The sequence below is a fragment of the Zobellella iuensis genome, from assembly GCF_016746085.1.
Classification (GTDB): domain Bacteria; phylum Pseudomonadota; class Gammaproteobacteria; order Enterobacterales; family Aeromonadaceae; genus Oceanimonas; species Oceanimonas iuensis.
Window position 1 is genome coordinate 1 of sequence record NZ_JAERTZ010000028.1, and the last position, 18,941, is coordinate 18,941.

15 protein-coding genes, 1 tRNA gene and 1 rRNA gene are annotated in these 18,941 nt (G+C 64.0%); 8 read left to right on the forward strand and 9 right to left on the reverse strand.

The window, feature by feature from the left end:
* Positions 1-103 precede the first annotated feature (103 nt).
* The 3 genes from rrf to JKV55_RS16515 all read left to right on the forward strand — a co-directional run bounded on the left by rrf (position 104) and on the right by JKV55_RS16515 (position 1,286).
* Positions 104-218: ribosomal RNA gene (rrf, locus tag JKV55_RS16505) — 5S ribosomal RNA — on the forward strand.
* Positions 219-250: 32 nt separating this feature from the next.
* A tRNA-Asp gene (locus tag JKV55_RS16510) sits at positions 251-327 on the forward strand.
* A 260-nt stretch (positions 328-587) separates the two neighbouring features.
* Positions 588-1,286 carry a phosphatase PAP2 family protein gene (locus tag JKV55_RS16515; protein WP_202087916.1) on the forward strand — a complete coding sequence of 233 codons (699 nt, stop codon included), beginning with the start codon at positions 588-590 and terminating at the stop codon, positions 1,284-1,286.
* A 1-nt stretch (position 1,287) separates the two neighbouring features.
* Here the strand turns inward: JKV55_RS16515 and JKV55_RS16520 are convergent, their stop codons facing one another.
* The 3 genes from JKV55_RS16520 to rnk all read right to left on the reverse strand — a co-directional run bounded on the left by JKV55_RS16520 (position 1,288) and on the right by rnk (position 3,741).
* Positions 1,288-2,187 (reverse strand): LysR family transcriptional regulator, encoded by a 900-nt coding sequence (locus tag JKV55_RS16520; RefSeq protein ID WP_202087917.1) that lies wholly within the window; start codon positions 2,185-2,187, stop codon positions 1,288-1,290.
* Between the two features lie 69 nt (positions 2,188-2,256).
* On the reverse strand, positions 2,257-3,213 hold the full coding sequence (locus JKV55_RS16525; RefSeq protein WP_202087918.1) for an AEC family transporter: 957 nt from the start codon (positions 3,211-3,213) through the stop codon (positions 2,257-2,259).
* Positions 3,214-3,333: 120 nt separating this feature from the next.
* Complete coding sequence (rnk, locus tag JKV55_RS16530; protein WP_202087919.1) at positions 3,334-3,741, reverse strand: nucleoside diphosphate kinase regulator; 408 nt, start codon at positions 3,739-3,741, stop codon at positions 3,334-3,336.
* Between the two features lie 242 nt (positions 3,742-3,983).
* Here rnk and JKV55_RS16535 point away from each other — a divergent pair, with 242 nt between their 5' ends.
* Entirely contained in the window at positions 3,984-4,592 is a 609-nt protein-coding gene (locus tag JKV55_RS16535; protein WP_202087920.1) for an OmpW family outer membrane protein, read from the forward strand.
* Positions 4,593-4,678: 86 nt separating this feature from the next.
* On the opposite strand, the gene lhgD is transcribed toward JKV55_RS16535, so the two are convergent.
* Both lhgD and glaH read right to left on the reverse strand, forming a co-directional pair.
* Positions 4,679-5,890 carry an L-2-hydroxyglutarate dehydrogenase gene (lhgD, locus tag JKV55_RS16540; protein WP_202087921.1) on the reverse strand — a complete coding sequence of 404 codons (1,212 nt, stop codon included), beginning with the start codon at positions 5,888-5,890 and terminating at the stop codon, positions 4,679-4,681.
* 108 nt (positions 5,891-5,998) lie between these two features.
* Entirely contained in the window at positions 5,999-6,967 is a 969-nt protein-coding gene (gene glaH, locus JKV55_RS16545; protein ID WP_202087922.1) for a glutarate dioxygenase GlaH, read from the reverse strand.
* A gap of 164 nt (positions 6,968-7,131) precedes the next feature.
* Here glaH and csiR point away from each other — a divergent pair, with 164 nt between their 5' ends.
* The 3 genes from csiR to metF all read left to right on the forward strand — a co-directional run bounded on the left by csiR (position 7,132) and on the right by metF (position 11,297).
* A complete protein-coding gene (gene csiR, locus JKV55_RS16550) occupies positions 7,132-7,821 on the forward strand; it encodes a DNA-binding transcriptional regulator CsiR (protein WP_202087923.1) in 690 nt (229 codons plus the stop codon).
* Between the two features lie 254 nt (positions 7,822-8,075).
* Complete coding sequence (gene metE / locus JKV55_RS16555) at positions 8,076-10,364, forward strand: 5-methyltetrahydropteroyltriglutamate--homocysteine S-methyltransferase (RefSeq protein ID WP_237332951.1); 2,289 nt, start codon at positions 8,076-8,078, stop codon at positions 10,362-10,364.
* Between the two features lie 36 nt (positions 10,365-10,400).
* Positions 10,401-11,297: a methylenetetrahydrofolate reductase gene (gene metF, locus JKV55_RS16560; RefSeq protein WP_202087924.1), complete on the forward strand. Its 897-nt coding sequence runs from the start codon at positions 10,401-10,403 to the stop codon at positions 11,295-11,297.
* Positions 11,298-11,361: 64 nt separating this feature from the next.
* Here metF and JKV55_RS16565 read toward each other — a convergent pair whose 3' ends face one another.
* Together JKV55_RS16565 and JKV55_RS16570 are read right to left on the reverse strand one after the other, a co-directional pair.
* Positions 11,362-13,650, reverse strand: coding sequence for a zinc/cadmium/mercury/lead-transporting ATPase (locus JKV55_RS16565; RefSeq protein WP_202087925.1), 2,289 nt, complete (start codon positions 13,648-13,650; stop codon positions 11,362-11,364).
* A gap of 300 nt (positions 13,651-13,950) precedes the next feature.
* Positions 13,951-14,874, reverse strand: coding sequence for a LysR family transcriptional regulator ArgP (locus JKV55_RS16570; protein ID WP_202087926.1), 924 nt, complete (start codon positions 14,872-14,874; stop codon positions 13,951-13,953).
* Positions 14,875-14,971: 97 nt separating this feature from the next.
* On the opposite strand from JKV55_RS16570, the gene JKV55_RS16575 reads away from it, so the two are divergent.
* On the forward strand, positions 14,972-15,601 hold the full coding sequence (locus JKV55_RS16575) for a LysE/ArgO family amino acid transporter (RefSeq protein WP_202087927.1): 630 nt from the start codon (positions 14,972-14,974) through the stop codon (positions 15,599-15,601).
* Here the strand turns inward: JKV55_RS16575 and JKV55_RS16580 are convergent.
* Together JKV55_RS16580 and cls are read right to left on the reverse strand one after the other, a co-directional pair.
* The gene (locus JKV55_RS16580) at positions 15,596-17,353 is read right to left on the reverse strand and encodes a trans-sulfuration enzyme family protein (protein ID WP_202087928.1); all 1,758 of its coding nucleotides are present in this window, start codon (positions 17,351-17,353) and stop codon (positions 15,596-15,598) included. The two genes, JKV55_RS16575 and JKV55_RS16580, sit on opposite strands and share 6 nt — an antisense overlap.
* An 81-nt stretch (positions 17,354-17,434) precedes the next feature.
* Positions 17,435-18,877 (reverse strand): cardiolipin synthase, encoded by a 1,443-nt coding sequence (cls, locus tag JKV55_RS16585; RefSeq protein ID WP_202087929.1) that lies wholly within the window; start codon positions 18,875-18,877, stop codon positions 17,435-17,437.
* Between the last annotated feature and the right edge of the window lie 64 nt (positions 18,878-18,941).

Sequence of the window (18,941 nt, forward strand, 5' to 3'; positions counted from 1 at the left end):
CTTGCAGGTCGAGAACGAGAATTTCATCAGGCAGAAAATTGCTCCTGCATTTTCTGCATGCCCGCCCTCCCTGGCGGTCAGCTTTTCCGGATACCAGTTTATGCCTGGCGGCGATAGCGTTGTGGTCCCACCTGACCCCATGCCGAACTCAGAAGTGAAACGCACCCGCGCCGATGATAGTGTGGCAGCTGCCATGTGAAAGTAGGTCACTGCCAGGCACCCAATTAGTTACTGACTAAGACGCTTTTGCGGAGCGGTAGTTCAGTTGGTTAGAATACCGGCCTGTCACGCCGGGGGTCGCGGGTTCGAGCCCCGTCCGCTCCGCCATTACACAAAACCCCAGCAGAGATGCTGGGGTTTTTTCGTATGGGCTGCGCTACTCTTCACAATCCCGGGATGGCTGCCGGGGTTTTGCGACCATATCAAATTTCTGCCGACAGGCCGGGGAGCAAACATCCCCGGGCCAATCAGTCCCAGAACTCCCTTCCTTCGAAATTTTCCGACATGGTCTGGCTTTGATATCAATAACGCCGTGCACAGCCGTTATAAAATTCCGTACAATGCCTGCCTTATTACAAGGGGGGCTTATGCCGATTCAATGCAATAAACTGATCCTATGGAACCTGCTGGCGGTGGCTGTTTTCGCCAGTTGGTACTGGTTGCCGGGTCATGGTTTCTGGTTCCATATCGACAGTGCGGTTTTTTATTATTTCAATGACAAGCTGGGCGAAAGTCAGGCCTGGGTCAATGTCGTGGCCGTTGCCAATAACAGGGCATTCGATGGCGTCGCCCTGCTGGCCATGGGACTGGTGTATTACAGCTATTACCGGAAAGCGGGGGCGGAGCAAAGGCGACAGCTGCTGATTATCGGCTTTCTGATGTTGTTGACCGCCGTGGGGCTGAACCAGTTGGGTCGAGCCATCCCCGTCGACCGACCCAGCCCGACCCTGACCTTCGACAACATTCACCGGCTGACCGAGCTGGCCGGCTTCAAGACCAAGGACTCTTCCGGCGACAGTTTTCCCGGTGATCATGGCCTGATGCTGATGATCTACACCGCCTTTGTCTGGCGCTATCTGTCCTGGAAGGCGGGCCTCTGGGGCTGCCTGTTCGTGGTGGTGTTTTCCGCCCCCAGGGTGATGGGTGGTGCCCACTGGTGGACCGATATCTATGTCGGTGCCTTGGCGGTGGCGGCCTTCGGCCTGGCCTGGCTGCTGCAGACCGGCCTGATGGATGCGGCCATCGCCTGGCTGGACCGAAAACTCCCCCGCCTCAAGCGCGCCTGAACTACTGCTGTTGAAACAGGGCCGGGATCTGGCGGATGAGCCAGCTCTTGGCCTTGCCCATGGCATCCCGCCGCCAGGCCAGCACCACGTCCGTGGTTTCCCGGCAACTGGTCGAGACTTCCTTCAACTCGCCCTTTTCCAGCATGTCGCCCAGCCAGGACAGGGGGACCGACGAGATCCCGAGCCCGGCCTTGACCGCGGTGATCTTGTCCTGCATGGTGCTGACGGTCAGCCGAGACTGCTTGTCGAACAGGCGGAAGGTCAGCGGTGGCTTGAAACGGGCGGTGTCGGCGACGGCGATGGCCCGGTAGCGGCTGAGCACTTCCTCGGTCAGTGGACCGGTTTCCTGATGAATGGGGTGATCCGGATGGGCCACATAGACGAAGGTTTCCTGATAGAGAAACTGGGTCTTGATGCCCGGGCTCATCACCGCGTCTTCGCGCAGGGGAGTGATGGCCAGATCGGCACGGCCGGTTTCCAGGGCTTCCCAGGTACCGGCCAGTACCTCGTGGGCCAGTTTGATGTCGGTCTCGGTCTGGCGGGAGAGGGCATCCAGCACCGGAAACAGCCGCTCGCTGGGCATGATGGCGTCCACGGCCAGGGTGATGCGGGTTTCCCAGCCCCGCTCCAGGGCCCGGGCATCCTCCACCAATTGGGTGGCGGCATGCAGCAACTGGCGGCCGCGCTCCAGCAGCAGCCGGCCTACCGGGGTGAACTGGGTTTTATGGCCGGATCTATCGAACAGCGCCAGATCCAGCTCGTCTTCCAGCTTCTGGATGGTGTAACTGAGCGCGGAGGGAACCTTGCCCAGCTCGTCGGCGGCGGCGGCAAAGCTGCCCCGGCGCTCGATGGCATCCAGCACCCGCAGGGCCTCCAGGGTCAGGGCTTTTTCTCTAGACATAACTCGTTATCAGGCAATTGAGATTCGTCCACAATAACGCAGCCGCCTGGCGGTTGCACCCATCCGCCGCTAAAACCAGCCCAGCCCCTTCAACAGGGCGGCCCCCAGGCTGGTACTCAGCAGGGAGCCGAGCGTGGTGACGGCGATAATGTTGGCTGCCAGCACGGCGTTGCCCCCCATGGCACGTACCATGACATAGCTGGCGGCGGCGGTGGGGGAGGCGTTGATCAGAAACAGCATGGTCAGCTCGGCCCCACGAAAACCGACCAGGTAACCGCCCAGGGTGATCAGGCCGGGAATGGCCAGCAACCGCAGCAATGCTACGGGGGGAAGCAGGCCGGTTTCTTCCTGTCCCCGCTTCAGGCTCAGGGTGGCCCCGGTGCAGAGCAGTGCCACCGGTAGTGTCATCTGGGCCAGATAGTGGCCGGTTTTCATCAGTACTGCCGGCACCTGCCAGTCACTGGCGGCGAAGGGCAGGGCCGCGACTATGCCGATAATCAGCGGATTTTTGGCGATGTCCTTGAGGATTTTGCCCGGTTGCAGGCCTTTGTCCTGACTCAGGCTGCGGTTCAGGGTAACCACCGCCAGGATATTGAAGAGGATGGTGAGGCAGGCCACATACATGGCGACGGACGCCACCCCTTGGGAGCCGTAGGCGTTGTTGACATAGGCCAGGCCGATAATGCCCATGTTGGCGCGAAAGGCACCCTGCACCAGTATGCCGCGCAGCCGTTTGTCGGGTGTCAGGCGGCTGGCCAGCAGCTCCAGCAGCACAAAGGCCACCAGGGTGGCGCCGATGCCGTAGAGGATAAGCGAAGGGCTGGCCATCTGGCTGAAGTCGGTCTGGGCGATGCTGGTGAACAGCAGCATGGGCAGGGCGACATTGAATACCAGCTTACTGGCACCGTCGATAAAGCCTTCGTTCATCATCTGGGTGCGGCGCAGGCCGATGCCGAGCAGCAGCATCAGGCAGATGGGGCCGGTAATGGAAAGGGAAAACAGCAGACTGTTGATTAGCTCGTTCATGGATATCGGAATTGGCAGGGGGAATTCAAGCATGCCGTGAGCAGGGGAACAGAGCAATAGCTCAGTGTGCTGGCGGCAGTCTATAAATGGAAAAAGGCGCCATGATGCGCCTTTTTCCATTTATGACTGATAATCGCCCGCCCGCTCCGGCTGGTAGTCGACGGCGGTGATGGTGACCTGCAGCGTCTTGCCGTTGGGTCCGGGCCATTCGATGCTCTGGCCAACGGCCAACCCCAGCAAGGCGCTGCCGATGGGGGCCAGTACCGAAATTTTATCCTTGGCGCCGTCCATATCGCGCGGATAGGACAGGGTCTTGGTAAAGGTGTCATTCGTGTTATCCATGGTGAACCGTATGGTGGAGTTCATGGTCACGATATTGTCCGGTACTGCGTTCGGTTCGACCACATGGGCGCGATCCAGTTCGTCTTCCAACCGTCTCAGGGCCGGAGAGTCGGGCTGGTTTTCGAGCAGGGCTTCAAGCCGGGCCAGATCCAGGGTGGAAATAGTAATAGGCGGCAACTGGGCCATATCAACCTCCATAAAAAAGCAGGCAACGCCAAAAGCGCTGCCTGAACCGATGCTTAAGATATACCCCAAGCCGGTTACTTAAGCCAGCCTTGTAGTTAGCAATTTGTTGGGAACGGCACGAAATTGCCATCCATCGGTTAATTTTGCTGGCGACTTTGCGTTAAATCAAAAAAGCCCTGTGCTTTGTAGGGCAAACTGCCCGCCAGATATCCTACATACCTCGAAAGAAATAAGGACAGAGCATGAAAAAACTTTCCCTGCTGGTTGCCGCTGCATTAATGGTCCCTGTCGCCCATGCCCACCAGGCCGGTGATATCCTGGTACGGGGCGGTGCCGCCACCGTCAGCCCCAACAGCAGTGGTGATGATGTTTTGAATACCGGCCACCTCGATGCCGATACCAACACTCAGCTCGGTCTGACCCTGTCCTATATGCTCACCGATAACTGGGGTGTTGAGCTGCTGGCTGCCACTCCGTTCTCTCATTCCGTCAGTACCGCCGGGCTGGGTGAGGTCGCCAAGATAAAACACCTGCCGCCGACCCTGATGGGTCAGTATTATTTCGGCAATGCCCAGAGCAAGCTACGTCCCTACGTCGGTGCCGGTATCAACTACACGACGTTCTTTGATGAAAAAGGCCGTGGTGCCCTGGACGGGACCAGTGTAAAGCTCGACGATTCCTGGGGCCTGGCGGTTCAGGCCGGCTTGGATGTGAAGGTTGCTGAAAACTGGTTTGTCAATGCGTCCGCCTGGTATATCGATATCGATACCGATGTGGAAACTGCGGTCGGAACCTTTAAAACCGATATCGATCCCATGGTGCTGATGGTGGGCGTGGGTTACCGTTTCTAGTTGTTTTGCAATGTGGGTTGAGAGGTTTTAAACCTCGGCAGTGTTTGGGCAGACTAAGTCTGCCCTTTTTTTATGGCTGGAAAAGATCAGGCGATGGCGGCGGGCAGTGCCACCTGCTCTTTCACCTTGTCGACGATATAGCCGCCGATGGGAATGGCGGAGGTGGCCGCCGGCGAGGGGGCGTTGCAGACGTTGATGGTGCGCTTGGTGTTGACGAACAGGAAGTCGTCCACCAGCCGGCCGTCCTTCGACACCGCCTGGGCGCGGATGCCGGCCGGGTAGGGCAGCAGATCGCTCACCTGCAGGCCGGGGCAGTACTTGCGCACCAGCTCCAGGTAGCCGGCCTTGTTGAGCGAGTTCTTCATTTCCATCAGCCCCGGCTTCAGGTTTTTCAGCAGTACCTTGAGGATGCCCGGATAGGTGAACATCTCCAGAGTGTCTTTCAGGGAGATGTCGCTCTTGTTGTAGCCCTCCCGCTTGAACGCCAGTACCGCATTGGGGCCCACGGTGACGGTGCCGTCGATCATCCGGGTCAGGTGCACCCCGAGGAAGGGCATGTCGGGATCCGGGATGGGGTAGATCAGGTGGTTCACTATCTGGTTGTGTTCGGGCTTGAGCAGGTAGTATTCACCGCGGAAGGGGCAGATCTTGAACTCGGGCTCGACGCCTAGCATGCGCACCACCCGATCCGCCATCAGGCCGGAGCAGGATACCAGGTACTTGCCCTGGAACTCGCCCTGGCTGGTTTGCACCACCACCCGGGTGGTTTCCTCCTGCAGTCCGGTCACCTCGGCGTGGTAGCGGATCTCTCCGCCCAGACGCTCGAATTCCCGCCCCATGGCGGCGGTCACCTGCTTGTAGTTGACGATGCCGCTGGAGGGGACGAAGATGCCGCCCAGGCCGGTGATATTGGGCTCGCGTTCCTTCAGCTCGGCGGCATTCAGCCAGTAGCGCTCCAGGCCGTTGGCTTCGCTCCTGTCCCACAGCGCCTTCATCCGCTCCATTTCCAGTTCGTTGGTGGCTACCAGCAGCTTGCCGCATTCGTCATAGGGAATGGCGTGCTCCTGGCAGAATGCCTTGGTGGCGATATTGCCCTCCAGGCAGAATTTGGCCTTGAGGCTGCCCGGGGTATAGTAGACCCCGGCGTGGATCACGCCGCTGTTGTGGCCGGTCTGGTGTTGGGCCGGGCCGGATTCCTTCTCCAGCAACAGCATCCTGCTGTCCGGATAGGCTTTTTTCAGCTGCCAGGCGGTCGACATGCCGACGATGCCGCCGCCGATAATGATGAAATCAAACACTGCTCTGTTCACCTGTATGTTAGAGAGGCGAAAGCCGGAGTCTGGCCCCGGCGTCTCTTGTTCTTATGACTTAAAGGTGCCGCGCCCGGCGATGCCCTGTCAAAGTCTTTAGCCCTGGTTGGGGTTTTTCAGGGTCTTGGCGTGGGTAAAGTAGCCACGTTGGCGCATCAGCTCCCGGCGCAGGCCTTCATGGGCGATGAATTTGTCACGGCCATGCAGCCAGAAGTGGTTGTTGATCAGCAGGAAGGAGCCGGTGGGCACTCGCACCGACAGTTTGCGGGCGCTGCGCTCCAGGGCCTCGGACAGATCCGCCAGCCAGACCCCTTCCTCGAAGTTCTTAGGCTGCACGAACTGGTCGATATAGGCCATGATCGGCTGGCCGCTGCAGTCGGTGTCGAACACCGCGTGGTACACGTCCTTGGTGGTGTTCTTGCTGGGCGGCGCCGCCCAGCGCATCACCCGGCGGGCCATGGGGTTGGCGTAGAAGCGCTCCAGGTGCTCCCAGTCGTCCAGGTGCAGCAGCAGGGAGTTGCCGCCTTCCATGTTCTGCTCGTCGATCTTCAGCATCAGCACATAATCGGTGTCCTGCTCGACGAAGGTACCGTCGTTGTGCAGCTCCATCACCCGGTGGGCCTGACGCAGGTAGCTGTCGGAGTTGTCCTGGTTCTGCACCACGAAACGGGCGTAGTACTGGCCGCTCATGGCATCGTAGTTGGAGCGGCCGAACAGGTGGGCCACGGCGGTGGTGAACTTGACCATGTCTTCCGCCTGCGCAACCTGGTCCAGCCCTTCCGGGGTGATCAGCAGGGCGCCGGTGTCGCGATCCACCAGGGTATTGACCAGCAGGGGCTGCAGCGCCTGACCACAGAGGTCGTTCAGCAGCTTGGCCACGCGAAAGCGCAGGAAGGACTTGTACTCCAGCGCCTGTACCGGCCATTCGGCGGTGGCGTCGAGGAAGGCCTTGACGGTCTGCGCATCGAAGCGCAGTTCCAGCAGGCGCTCGGACTGGGCGGAAGGGGCCAGGCTGAAGCCCTGGTATTTGTGATTGACGAAATCGGCGGTGGCAACGTTGGACATGATGGCTTCCTTGTTATTTCACGTGGTGTAGGTCAAAGCGGCTTAATGTCGCCGTATATTTAAAATGTCGACATTTTTGATTTTTGTCAATAAATGGTGCTGATTTTATGATCACCGTTGCAATTTCGTTATAATGGCGGGACGAAACTATGCAGGAACTGAGCATGAACAACCTCGATGCACCCCGGGAGAACCTGGCGCGGACGGCCTACCAGCAACTGAAGCAGGACATCATCCGCAGTCACTTCGGCCCCGGCGAAAAGCTGCTGATGAGCACCCTCAAGAACCGCTACGGCCTGGGCGTGAGCCCGTTGCGGGAGGCGCTGTCGCAACTGGTGTCGGAACGGCTGGTCACCGCCGAGAGCCAGCGCGGCTTTCGGGTCAGCCCCATGTCGGTGGCGGAACTGAAGGATATCTACGACGCCCGCGGCCAGCTCGAGGGGCTGGTGGTGGAGCTGGCCATGGCCCGGGGCGACGATCTCTGGGAGGCGGGGGTGGTGGCGGCCCACCATGCCCTGGCCAAGGTGACCCACCTCGAATCGGTGGAGGAGCAGCTCAACCAGTGGGACAGCCGCCACCAGGCCTTTCACAACGCTGTGGCCGCCGGCTGCCGTTCACCCCAGTTGTTGGTGGTGCGCCAGACCCTGATGGATCAGGCGGCCCGTTATCGCTACCTGTGGCTGAAGCGTACCGTGTTCAGCGAGCAGGCGCTGGCGGAAAAGCAGCGGGAGCACCAGGCCCTGCTCGAAGCCATACTGGCGCGCAAGCCCCAGGCTGTGGCCATGATGCGCGAACACCTGCACAGCCCCATCGCCATCATCACCCAGGTGCTGGCCGAACAGGGCGTGCGCTGAGTTTTTCGGGATCGGGCTGCCCGATCCCGCCTTTTCCTGTCTGACCTTATCCTCGCTTCTCATCGCCTTGCTGCAGTCATAAAGCCCGCCAAAAAGGACCTCGATCTTCCATATATGCTTTTAAGTGATAATAAAGTAGTTCTTATCACTTTTTTAAAAGAAGCCCTTGTATCTAGAAGTTTAGCCGTGTAACTATAAAGCCATTCGGACGTCTAAACGTCTTTATAGCCGAAGAGAGCACGGAGATAACAATAATGGCTTTGTCACACAACCTGGGGTTTCCCCGCATCGGTAACCGCCGCCAACTGAAGTTCGCCCTCGAGTCCTACTGGAAAGGCCAGTCCGACGCCGGCGAACTCGACACCATAGCCCGGCAGACCCGCAAGGCGGTACGCCAGTACCAGCAGGGCCTGGATCTGCAGCCGGCGGGCGATTTTTCCTTCTACGACCAGGTGCTGGACACCAGCGCCCTGCTGGGAGTCATTCCCGCCCGTTTTGGCCAGGACGACAAGGAGCCGGTAAGCCTGGACACCTATTTCCGCGTGGCTCGCGGCCGGGCGCCGACCGGTGAAGACACCTTCGCCAGCGAGATGACCAAGTGGTTCGACACCAACTACCATTACCTGGTACCGGAAATCACCGCCGATCAGGCCTTCCGTCTGGCCAGCACCAAGCTGTTCGATGAAGTGCAGGAAGCCAGGGAAGAGGGCATTGCCGTCAAGCCGGTGCTGCTGGGGCCGGTGACCTGGTTGTACCTGGCCAAGGTCAAGGGCGAGGAATTCGACCGCCTGAGTCTGCTGCCCCGCCTGCTGGACGCCTACCGGCAGATACTGGCCAAGCTGGCCGCCCAGGGCGTGGAATGGCTGCAGATCGACGAGCCGCTGCTGGTGCTGGATCTGGCCCCCGAGTGGCAGCAGGCGGTGACCCAAGCCTACGCCGAACTGGCCCAGGCCGAGCTCAAGCTGCTGCTGACCACCTACTTCGCCCCCCTGGCCGACAACCTGGCGCTGGTCAGTGCTCTGCCGGTGGCCGGCCTGCACGTGGACGCGGTGCTGGGCGACAGCCTCGACACCATCGCCGCCGCCTGGCCCCAGGGCAAGGTGCTGTCGGTCGGTATCGTCAACGGCCGCAACGTCTGGGCCAACGATCTGCGCGCCTCGCTGAATAAGCTCAAGCCCCTGGCCGAGCGCTACGGTGACAAGCTGTGGATAGCGCCCTCTTGTTCGCTGCTACACTCGCCGGTGGATCTGGACTCGGAAGACCAGCTCGATCAGGAGCTGACATCCTGGCTGGCCTTCGCCGCCCAGAAGGTGCAGGAAGTGATCATCCTGACCCGGGGCATCAACCAGGGCGAGCAAGCCATCGCCGCCGAGCTGGCCGCCTCCGACGCCAGAGTGGCGTCACGCCAGACCTCCAGGCGCATCCACAACGAGGCGGTCAAGGCGCGGGTGGCGGCCATCAAGGCCGGTGACGACCGGCGCGGCGCGCCCTACGCGGAGCGGGCCAGGGCGCAGGCGGCCAGGCTGCAACTGCCGCTGTTCCCCACCACCACCATCGGCTCCTTCCCCCAGACCGCCGACATCCGTGGCCTGCGCCGGGATCACAAGGCGGGCAGCCTCGACGAGCAGGCCTACGAAGCAGGCATCCAGCAGCATATCCGCCAGGCCATCGACGAACAGCAAGCCCTGGGACTGGACGTGTTCGTGCACGGCGAGGCCGAGCGCAACGACATGGTGGAATATTTCGGCGAACTGCTGGAAGGCTTTGCCTTCACCCGCTTCGGCTGGGTGCAGAGCTACGGCTCCCGCTGCGTCAAGCCGCCCATCATCTTCGGTGACGTCTGGCGCGCCAAGCCGATGACCGTGAGCTGGACCCGGTACGCCCAGAGCCTGACCGACAAGCCGGTCAAGGGCATGCTCACCGGCCCGGTGACCATTTTGTCCTGGTCCTTCCCGCGGGAAGACGAGAGCGACCTCAACTCCGCCTACCAGATAGCCCTGGCCCTGCGTGACGAGGTGGCGGATCTGGAGGCGGCCGGGGTCGGCATCATCCAGATCGACGAGCCGGCGTTCCGCGAACTGATGCCGCTGCGCAAGGCACCCCAGGCGGCCTACCTGGCCTGGGCCGAGAAGGCCTTCCGCCTGAGCGCCGCTGTGGTGGAGAACACTACTCAGATCCACACCCACATGTGTTATTCTGAGTTCAACGAAATCATCGAATCCATCGCCCGCCTGGATGCGGACGTGATCACCATCGAAACCTCCCGCTCCGACATGGAGTTGCTGGATGTGTTCCGGGACTTCGCCTATCCCAACGAGATAGGCCCGGGGGTGTACGACATTCACTCACCGCGCATTCCGTCGGTGCAGGAGATGGTCAAACTGATTGAAAAAGCCGTGGAGCGTCTGCCCAAAGAGCGTATCTGGGTCAACCCCGACTGCGGTCTCAAGACCCGCAACTGGGAGGAAACCCGTGCCGCCCTGGCCAACATGGTGGCGGCCTCCGAGGCGCTGCGCCGGGCTTACGCCGAGACCCGGGTATAAAGGAATCGTTTTAATTTAAGTTGTTAGGAGATAAACATGGCTTTTCACAGCGCGCGTCATGTCGAGGCGCTCAACCAATCGCTGGCCGAACTGAACGGCGATATCAATGTGTCATTCGAGTTCTTTCCGCCCAACAGCGAGCAGATGGAGCAGACCCTGTGGCACTCCATAGAGCGGTTGAAGACGCTGGCGCCCAAGTTTGTCTCCGTGACTTACGGCGCCAACTCCGGCACCCGGGATCGCACCCACAAGGTGATCAAGGACATCCAGGACAAGACCGGCCTGGTGGCCGCACCGCACCTGACCTGTATCGATGCCAGCCGGGATGAACTGCGCGGCATCGCCCGGGACTACTGGAACAACGGCATTCGCCAGATAGTGGCGCTGCGCGGCGATCTGCCCCAGGGCGTGGAGAAGCCGGACATGTACGCCGTCGATCTGGTGAGCCTGCTGAAGGAAGAGGCCGACTTCGACATTTCGGTGGCTGCCTACCCCGAGGTGCACCCGGAGGCGAAAAGTGCCCAGGCCGATCTGCTCAGCCTGAAGCGCAAGGTCGACGCCGGCGCCAACCGGGCCATCACCCAGTTCTTCTTCGACGTCGAGTCCTACCTGCGGTTTCGCGATCGCTGCGTGACCATCGGCATCGACGTGGAGATAGTGCCGGGCATACTGCCGGTGTCCAACTACCAGACCCTGCTCAAGTTTGCCGGTTTCTCCAACGTCAAGATCCCGGGCTGGATGCACCAGCGTTACCAGGGGCTGGAGGACGATCAGAACACCCGCAACCTGGTGGGCGCCAGCATCGCCATGGATCAGGTGCGGGTACTGAGCCGGGAAGGGGTGAAGGATTTCCACTTCTACACCCTGAACCGCTCCGAGCTGACCTACGCCATCTGCCACACCCTGGGCGTGCGACCCCAGGCGGCCAAGTAATCACCCACCGATGAACAAAGCCCCCGCCGGTTTTTGCCGGCGGGGGCTTTTTATTGGTTGTGCCTCAGCCGCCCCTGAACCTCAGCAACCGCAGGGCGTTGAGGGTAACCAGGGCGGTGGCGCCGGTGTCGGCCAGCACCGCCAGCCAGAGTCCGGTGAGGCCGGTCAGGCTGGTGACCAGGAAGATGGCCTTGAGCCCTAGCGCCAGGGTGACGTTCTGACGAATATTGGCGTGGGTGGCGCGGGACAACCGGATGGCGTCCGCCAGCCCGGTCAGTCGGTTGTGGCCGAGGGCGACGTCGGCGCTGTCCAGGGCCACGTCGGTGCCCTGGCCCATGGCGATGCCCACGCTGGCCCGGCGCAGGGCCGGGGCGTCGTTGATGCCGTCCCCCACCATGGCCAGGCTGCGGGTCCGGCCGAGCCGTTCCACTTCCGCCAGCTTGTCCTCCGGTTTCAATCCGGCCCGGTAGCCGATGCCGAGCTCGCCGGCGATGCGAGCCGCCGCCTGTTCGTGATCCCCGGTCAGCATCAGGCAGTCGACGTTCAGGGCCCGTAGCGCGGCGATGCCGTCTTCGGCATCGTCCCGTAGCCGGTCGTTCAGGGCGAACAGGGCCAGCACTTTTTGCTCCAGCGCCAGCGCCACCAGGGTATGGCCGCCGGCCCGCAGCGACTCCAGCTCCCGGCGTTGGGCCGGGGTGAGCCAGGCGTCCGGCAGCCGGGTTGGGCTGCACAGCCGTACCCTTTGCTCCTGCCAGCGGCCTTGGATGCCGGCCCCGGCCAGGGTGCGCTTGTCGTCGACGAGGGCGGGGGCCAGTTCCTCCGCTTCGGCGGCGGCCACCAGGGCCTTGGCCAGGGGGTGGTGGGAGCCCGCTTCCAGACCGGCGGCCAGGGCCAGGACCTGGCTGCGATCCGCGGGCGGATAGACCTTCAGCTCGCTCAGGGCCGGCCGGCCCAGGGTCAGGGTGCCGGTCTTGTCGAAGGCCAGGGTGTCGACCCGGCCGAGCTGCTCCAGGGCGGCACCGCCCTTGATCAGCACCCCCAGGCGGGTGGCGGCGGCGAGGGCCGAGGCCACCGCCGCCGGTGTGCTGATCACCAGGGCGCAGGGGCAGCCGATCAGCAGCAGCGCCAGGCCCCGGTAGATCCAGGTCTGCCAGTCGGCGCCGAACGCCAGGGGCGGCAGCAGCATCACCAGCAGGGCGGCCAGCATCATGGCCGGGGTATACCAGCGGCTGAAGCGCTCGATAAAGCGGGCGATGGGTGCCCGGTTGGCCTCGGCCTGCTCCATCAGGTGCAGGATGCGATCCACGGTGTTGTGGCCCGGCGCCGAGGTCACCTGGAGTTGCACCGGCACGTCCACCACCAGGCTGCCGGCGGCCAGCCGTTCACCCCGGCGGCGTTCCACCGGCAGCGACTCGCCGGTGACGGCGCTCTCGTCGAAGGCGGCGAGCGGGGTCAGCAGCTGGCCGTCCGCCGGCAGCCGCCCCCCCGGGTGCACCTCGATGCGATCCCCCGGCGCCAGTTCGGCGGCGTCCACTTCCACCGGACCATCGGCGGTGAGCCGCCGGGCCTGTTCCGGCACCAGGGCCATCAGCGCCTTCACCCCCTTGCGGGCCCGGCTGGCGGCCAGGCTCTCCAGTTTTTCTCCCACCATAAACAACAGCAGCACCATGGCCGCCTCGGCGGTCTCACCCAGGAAGAGAGCACCGGTGGCGGCCACCGTCATCAGGGTCTCGATGGAGAAGGGGGAGCCGCTGCGGGCCAGGCGCCAGGCCTGGCGGGCGATGGGCACCAGCCCCCAGAGGGTGGCCAGAGTAAAGAGCGCCTGACCCAGCGCCGGCGCCAGCAGGCCGGCCAGGGCCGCGGCCAGCATCAATGCCAGCAGGGTCAGGATGTCCAGCTGGCTGCGCCACCAGGGAGTCGGAGTCGGGAGGGGGGCCTTGGATTCCGTCAGGGGGGTAAAGCCGGCGGCGGTGATGGCTTGCTCCACGGTGGCGGGGGCGGCCTCCGGGGCCAGCCGCACCTGCAATCGCTCGGTGGCGAAGCGCACCTCGGCGCTCAGCACCCCGGGCAGGCGGCGCACCGCGGTTTCTATCTTGGCGGCGCAGCTGGGGCAGTCCATACCGCCGATGCGCCAGTGATGGGTACTTTCCCGCCTGTCGTCCTCCTCGTCGGGTGGCGGGCCGTCCGGCCCTTGTGCAGTCTCGGCGGCGGCCGGGACCGCGCCGCAGGGGGCCGGTTCGCTACGGGGGGCGCAGCCCGCATCGTGGCGATGTCCGGCGGCATTTTCCTTGGAATGATGGTGGTGACAGCAGTGTCCCATGGTGATCTCCTGATGGTGGCTTTTACCCGTCATGCGGTTCAGTCAAGGCGTCTCGGGGCAGGCCGCCGCCACGCCAACACGCAGCAGAAAGTGTCGCCCTCACTTCTTGCCTGCTGCGAACTTCCCCCGGAAGTTCGGTCAGGCAAAAAGCTCGGGACTAGCGAGCAAGCTCGCCCCTGTATGCTCGGCGATGGCAATAAAGGGAAACCACCGTATCATCGCTTCGCGATGCTGGCGGCGGTGCTAGGCGCTTCGCGCCCCCTGCCATCGACGGTTGGCTTAGGCGGTGGCCAGCCCCTCTTGGCAGACAAGCACCGGGCTTTTACCCGAAGTTTAAACCCTGGAGATACCTCCAGAGTCAATAGCCGGCAGTACGGCGCGGGCATGGTCGATCAGCCGGCGCGACAGCAGCTTGTGCACCCCCCGCTCCAGCAGCCAGCGGTGCCAGTACAGGGGCTGGATCAGGCGGCCTTGCGGGTGCAGTTCGAGCAGCCGAGCGGCCGCCAGATCCTCGGCGATCATCAGCCGGGGGATCAGGCAGTAGGCGGCACCGGCCCGGGCGATGGCCACGAAGGCCTCGGAAGAGCGCACCGCGTGGCAGGGATAGCTGCCGGCGGTCAGGCCGAAGTGGCGCGCTATATAGCGCTCGTGCATGTCGTCCCTCTGGTCGAAGGCCACCGCCGGCGCCCGGCGCAGGGCGTCCTGGGTCAGGCCGTCGGCAAAGTAGCGCGCCCGGAAGCCGGGGGTGGCCACCAGCAGGTAGTCCATCTGGCCCAGGGGATCGCAGCGGCAGCCGGGCAGGGGGTCGGCACTGATGCTGATGGCGCCGAAGGCTTCACCGCTCCTGAGCCGGTCCAGGGTGCGGGACTCGTCCTCGATCAGCAGGTTGAGCTCGATGGGATGGCCGTGCAACAGGGGAGTGAGCGCCGGGATCAGCCAGGTGGCCAGGCTGTCGGCGTTGGTGGCGATGGTCACCCCCAGGGGTTTTTGCGGTGCGTCCGGCAGCAGATCCGCCATTACGGCGCTTTCCAGCTGGCTGACCTGGCGGTAATGGGCCAGCAGCCGGCGGCCCGCTTCGGTGGGGCGCGGCGGTTGGCCGCGCACCAGCAGGGGCTGGGCCAGGCGCTGCTCCAGCTGCTTGATGCGCTGGGATACCGCCGACTGGGTCAGGTGCAGCTGGCGCGCGGCACCCTCGAAGCTTTGTTCGCTCACCACCTGGTCGAGGGCGGCCAGCAGTTTATAGTCCAGTGTGTTCATTAAATTTTCTTATCAGGCTCAATTTTTATTAGTTTTACTTAATTCTAGGGGCGCTCTAGTCTGGCCGCCAGTCGGTAAAGCGAAACGGAGCGAGATCATGTACTGGTTACCCTGGATACAAGGCTTCACCCTGGGGGCGGGGTTGATCATTCCCATCGGCGCGCAGAACGCCTTCGTGCTCAATCAGGGCATACGGCGCCAGCACCACCTGCTGGTGGCGGCCATCTGCGGCCTGTTCGACGTGCTGCTGATAAGCCTGGGGGTGTTCGGCGGCGGTGCCGCCCTGCAGGCCCACGGCCTGCTGTACTGGGGCATCAGCCTGGCGGGCATGGCCTTTTTGCTGTTGTACGGCGCCCATTGCTGGCGCCGGGTGTTCCGCCACGGGCAGCAACTGGCGCTGGATGGCCGGGAGCGGGGGCTGAGGGCGGTGCTTATCGGCGTGCTGGCGGTGACCCTGCTCAATCCCCAGGTCTATATCGAGACGGTGATGATACTGGGATCTGTGGGCGGGGGCTTCGCCGAGGAGCACAAGTGGGCCTTCGCCCTGGGTTGCATCAGCGCTTCGCTGATCTGGTTCTTCACCCTGGCGTTGGCGGCGGCGCGGATGAGCACCTGGCTCGGCCGGCCTGTGGTGCAGAAGGTGATGGACGCCGCCATCGGCACCCTGATGTGGCTGCTGGCCGGCAAGTTGGCGCTGGGGTTGATGGCCGCCGGGGCGCCGCTATAACAACTCCGCCAGCCGGGTTTGTTGCGCCAGCCGGGCCCGGTGGATATCCAGGGTGAGCTGTTCCACCAGGGTATCCACCTCGGCCGGGGCCATAAAGCCCTGGCTGAAGCCGGGGCTGACCGGATCCAGGTGGCGGCGGGACGCCAGCACCAGGTGGGCGATCAGCTCCCGCACCGGCTCTATGCCCACCGCCACCCGGATGCTGGTGGAGTGGATACCGGCGGCGGCCAGGGCGGCCGCGTCCAGTTCCGAGTGGGAGGTCAGGGCCGGGCAGAGTACCAGGGTGTTGGTCTGGCCCAGGCTCACCATATGGCCGAAGGCCGGCTCCAGGGCGTCGAAGAAGCGCACGAAGGCGTCCCGGGGCAGGCTGGCGCCTTCCAGATCGAAGGTGAACAGGGGGCAGGGCAGGCCATACCGGAGCAGGCGCTGGCGCAGGGGCGCGTTGGGGTGCTGGTCCAGGGCGTGGGAGACGACCCGAAGATCCGGGTGGGCGGCGAGAAAGCGGGCCAGCACCAGGGTGTTGATGCCCTTGGCCAGCATGCGCAGCTCCAGGGTCTTGAGCCCGGTCAGCACCTCGTAGGCCTTGTCCGCATCGAGGAAGGCGCCCTTGATGTAGTAGCACTGCCAGAACAGGGTCTGCTGCCAGCCCGGCTCGCCCTTGGGCAGGAACATCAGCGGCTGGGGGCCGATGACGGCGCCGGCGGTGGTGCTGCCGGTGCCGGCCATGTCCTTGGTGCAGGAGTGCACCACGAAGTCGGGGCGCTCCGCCGACTCCGCCTGCTGCAGGGGGCGGAACAGCACCGGGGTGGCCAGGGTGGCGTCCAGCATCACCTGGGCGCCGGCCTGGTGGGCCAGGCGGCAGATACCGGGCACGTCCAGCACCAGGCCGTGGGGGTTGCAGGGCGACTCCAGATACACGCGCAACCGGGCTCCCGCCGCCAGCGCCTCGTGGTGCTCCGCCCGCACCCGGTCGAGGGCCTGGCGGAAATCCCGGGCCTCGGTACCGTCGATCCATTCCAGCCGGATGCCGAGCTTCTCCGGCCGGGCGTAGTAGTCCTGCAGCAACTGGTGCACGCCGCCGTAGAGGTTGCGGCTGGCCAGCAGGATGTCGCCCCGCTCCAGCAGGGTGCCGAGCAGGGCGTCGATGGCCGCCATGCCGGAGTTGAAGGTCAGGGCCAGGTAGTCGGCGCTGTCGGGGCCGGCCTCCAGCTCCACCAGGGTGTTGGCCAGGGCCAGGGCGGTGGGGTTGAGCAGCCGGCTGTAGATGGGGTGGGTGCTCTCCCGGCCGTGGAAGGCGTCGTCTATCCATTCGGTGCAGGCGTAGACATAGGTGGCGGTGCGCACTATGGGCGGGTTGGCGCCGAACAGCATGGGCACCCGGTCGAACAGGGGGTAGGCGCCCTTGGCCAGGCGGGAGGCCTGCTCCAGCCCTAGGCCGCGCCACTGGGCGCGGAAGGGCGCCTGCAGGTTGTCCAGCACCTTGGCCAGCTGGAAGGCGAGGAACTTCTTGGCGTTGAAGCGGCTGATGCGCTCCTCCGCCGGCAGGCTGTCCAGGCTGTCCCGGGTCGTCTGCCAGAGGGCGTGGATGTCCTGGTTGGTACGATAGAGGTTGAGCGCCGCCCCGGCCAGATGCCGGCCGAAGGGGCTGGCGGGATCGATGCCGAAGTGGCGCAACTGCTCCCGGACCAGGGCGTCTTCGTTGTCGCCCTGGTGGCTGTGGCGCAGGGGCGAGAGTTCCGGATTGACATCCATGTAGGCTCCTTGACGAGGGCGGGACCAGCAAGGTTAAGCATAGGTGAAGAACGCCGGGCCGCACCTGGCGGCGGCCGAGAGTCACAGCAGGGGGGCGCCGAGGTAGGCGGCGCGGGAGGCGACCCGGAACCACCAGGGTTTGTCGGCGACTTCGTCCCCGGTCATCCGGCGCGAGCGGGCAAAGTCCCGTTCGAACATGGCGGCCATCTGATCGGCGAAGCCCTCGTCCATTACCCAGGAGGTGACCTCGAAGTTCAGGCGGAAGGATCTGTTGTCGAAGTTGACGGTGCCCACGGCCGAGGCCTGGCGGTCGATCAGCATGGTCTTGGCGTGCAGAAAGCCTTCCTGGTAGCGGTGGATCTGCACCCCGGCCTCGAGCAGGGGGGCGACGAAGGCATAGGCGGCGAAATAGGTGAGGATGTTGTCCGGCCGCTCGGGGATCAGCACCCGCACGTCCACCCCGCGCAGGGCGGCCAGCTTGAGGGCGGCCAGCACCCCTTCGTCGGGTACGAAATAGGGGCTGCTGACCCAGAGCCGCTCGCGGGCGGAGCCGATGGCGTGCTGCACCATCAGGCTGGCGGTCTCGAAGCGGTCCGCCGGTCCGCTCGGCAGGGTCAGGATGGGGATGTCGGCGCCGGCGGCGGGCACCGGTTGCCAGTTGAAGGTGAGGATTTCGCCCGTGGCCCAGTGCCAGTCTTCCACGAAGGACAGCTGCAGGCAGAGGGTGGCCGGGCCTTCCATCTTCAGGTGGGTGTCGCGCCAGGCGCCGACGCGGGCATCCCGGCCCAGGTATTCGTCGCCCACGTTGAGGCCGCCGACCCAGCCGAAGCGGCCGTCGGTGACCACTATCTTGCGGTGATTGCGGAAGTTGAGCTGGAAGCGGTTGCCCGTGCCCCGGGTGGAATGGAAGCGCCGCACCTGTACCCCGGCGGTGCTCAGTTCGGCCAGGTAGCCGCCGTTGAGCCGGTAGCTGCCGATCTCGTCGTAGAGAAAATACACCTCCAGGCCCTGGCGGGCCTTGTCGATCAGGGCCTGTTGCAGGGTCCGGCCCAGCTCGTCGTCGCGCACTATGTAAAACTGCACCAGCACGTAGCGCTCGGCGGCCCTGATGCCCTCCAGTATGCTGGCGAAGGTGGCGTCGCCGTCGATCAGCAGCTCCACCTCGTTGCCGCCCACCATGGGCATCTTGGCCAGTTGCTCCATGGTCCTGACCTGGCTCCCCCCGGGCGAGGGCTGCACATGGAACGGCGTCACCAGCGACATCTTGTCGTCCAGCACCCGGTACAGCTGGTTGTCGTCCTCGCGCCGTCCTATCACATAGCCCTGGAACTTGCTGCGGCCGAACACCCAGTAGGCGGGCACCGCCACCACCGGCAGGGTGTTGAGGGAGACTATCCAGGCCACGGCGCCGGGGGCGGTGCGGGTGGACATCAGGGCATCGAGGGAGGAAACGATGCCCAGCAACTGGGCGAGAAAGAGCACCATGACCAGCAGGCGGCGCCGGGTCGAACGGCGGGGTGGCATGGGCGTAAGCGGTTCCGGCATGGGCGTGGCTGGCTGGGGATTCTGAGGGAACTGTAGCACAGGG

Excerpts from the sequence above, each read along its gene's own strand:
- JKV55_RS16515 (WP_202087916.1), top strand. The coding sequence starts at position 588 with ATGCCGATTCAATGCAATAAACTGATCCTATGGAACCTGCTGGCGGTG.
- JKV55_RS16520 (WP_202087917.1), bottom strand. The coding sequence starts at position 2,187 with ATGTCTAGAGAAAAAGCCCTGACCCTGGAGGCCCTGCGGGTGCTGGAT.
- JKV55_RS16525 (WP_202087918.1), bottom strand. The coding sequence starts at position 3,213 with ATGAACGAGCTAATCAACAGTCTGCTGTTTTCCCTTTCCATTACCGGC.
- rnk (WP_202087919.1), bottom strand. The coding sequence starts at position 3,741 with ATGGCCCAGTTGCCGCCTATTACTATTTCCACCCTGGATCTGGCCCGG.
- JKV55_RS16535 (WP_202087920.1), top strand. The coding sequence starts at position 3,984 with ATGAAAAAACTTTCCCTGCTGGTTGCCGCTGCATTAATGGTCCCTGTC.
- glaH (WP_202087922.1), bottom strand. The coding sequence starts at position 6,967 with ATGTCCAACGTTGCCACCGCCGATTTCGTCAATCACAAATACCAGGGC.
- csiR (WP_202087923.1), top strand. The coding sequence starts at position 7,132 with ATGAACAACCTCGATGCACCCCGGGAGAACCTGGCGCGGACGGCCTAC.
- metE (WP_237332951.1), top strand. The coding sequence starts at position 8,076 with ATGGCTTTGTCACACAACCTGGGGTTTCCCCGCATCGGTAACCGCCGC.
- metF (WP_202087924.1), top strand. The coding sequence starts at position 10,401 with ATGGCTTTTCACAGCGCGCGTCATGTCGAGGCGCTCAACCAATCGCTG.
- JKV55_RS16565 (WP_202087925.1), bottom strand. The coding sequence starts at position 13,650 with ATGACGGGTAAAAGCCACCATCAGGAGATCACCATGGGACACTGCTGT.
- JKV55_RS16570 (WP_202087926.1), bottom strand. The coding sequence starts at position 14,874 with ATGAACACACTGGACTATAAACTGCTGGCCGCCCTCGACCAGGTGGTG.
- JKV55_RS16575 (WP_202087927.1), top strand. The coding sequence starts at position 14,972 with ATGTACTGGTTACCCTGGATACAAGGCTTCACCCTGGGGGCGGGGTTG.
- JKV55_RS16580 (WP_202087928.1), bottom strand. The coding sequence starts at position 17,353 with ATGGATGTCAATCCGGAACTCTCGCCCCTGCGCCACAGCCACCAGGGC.
- cls (WP_202087929.1), bottom strand. The coding sequence starts at position 18,877 with ATGCCACCCCGCCGTTCGACCCGGCGCCGCCTGCTGGTCATGGTGCTC.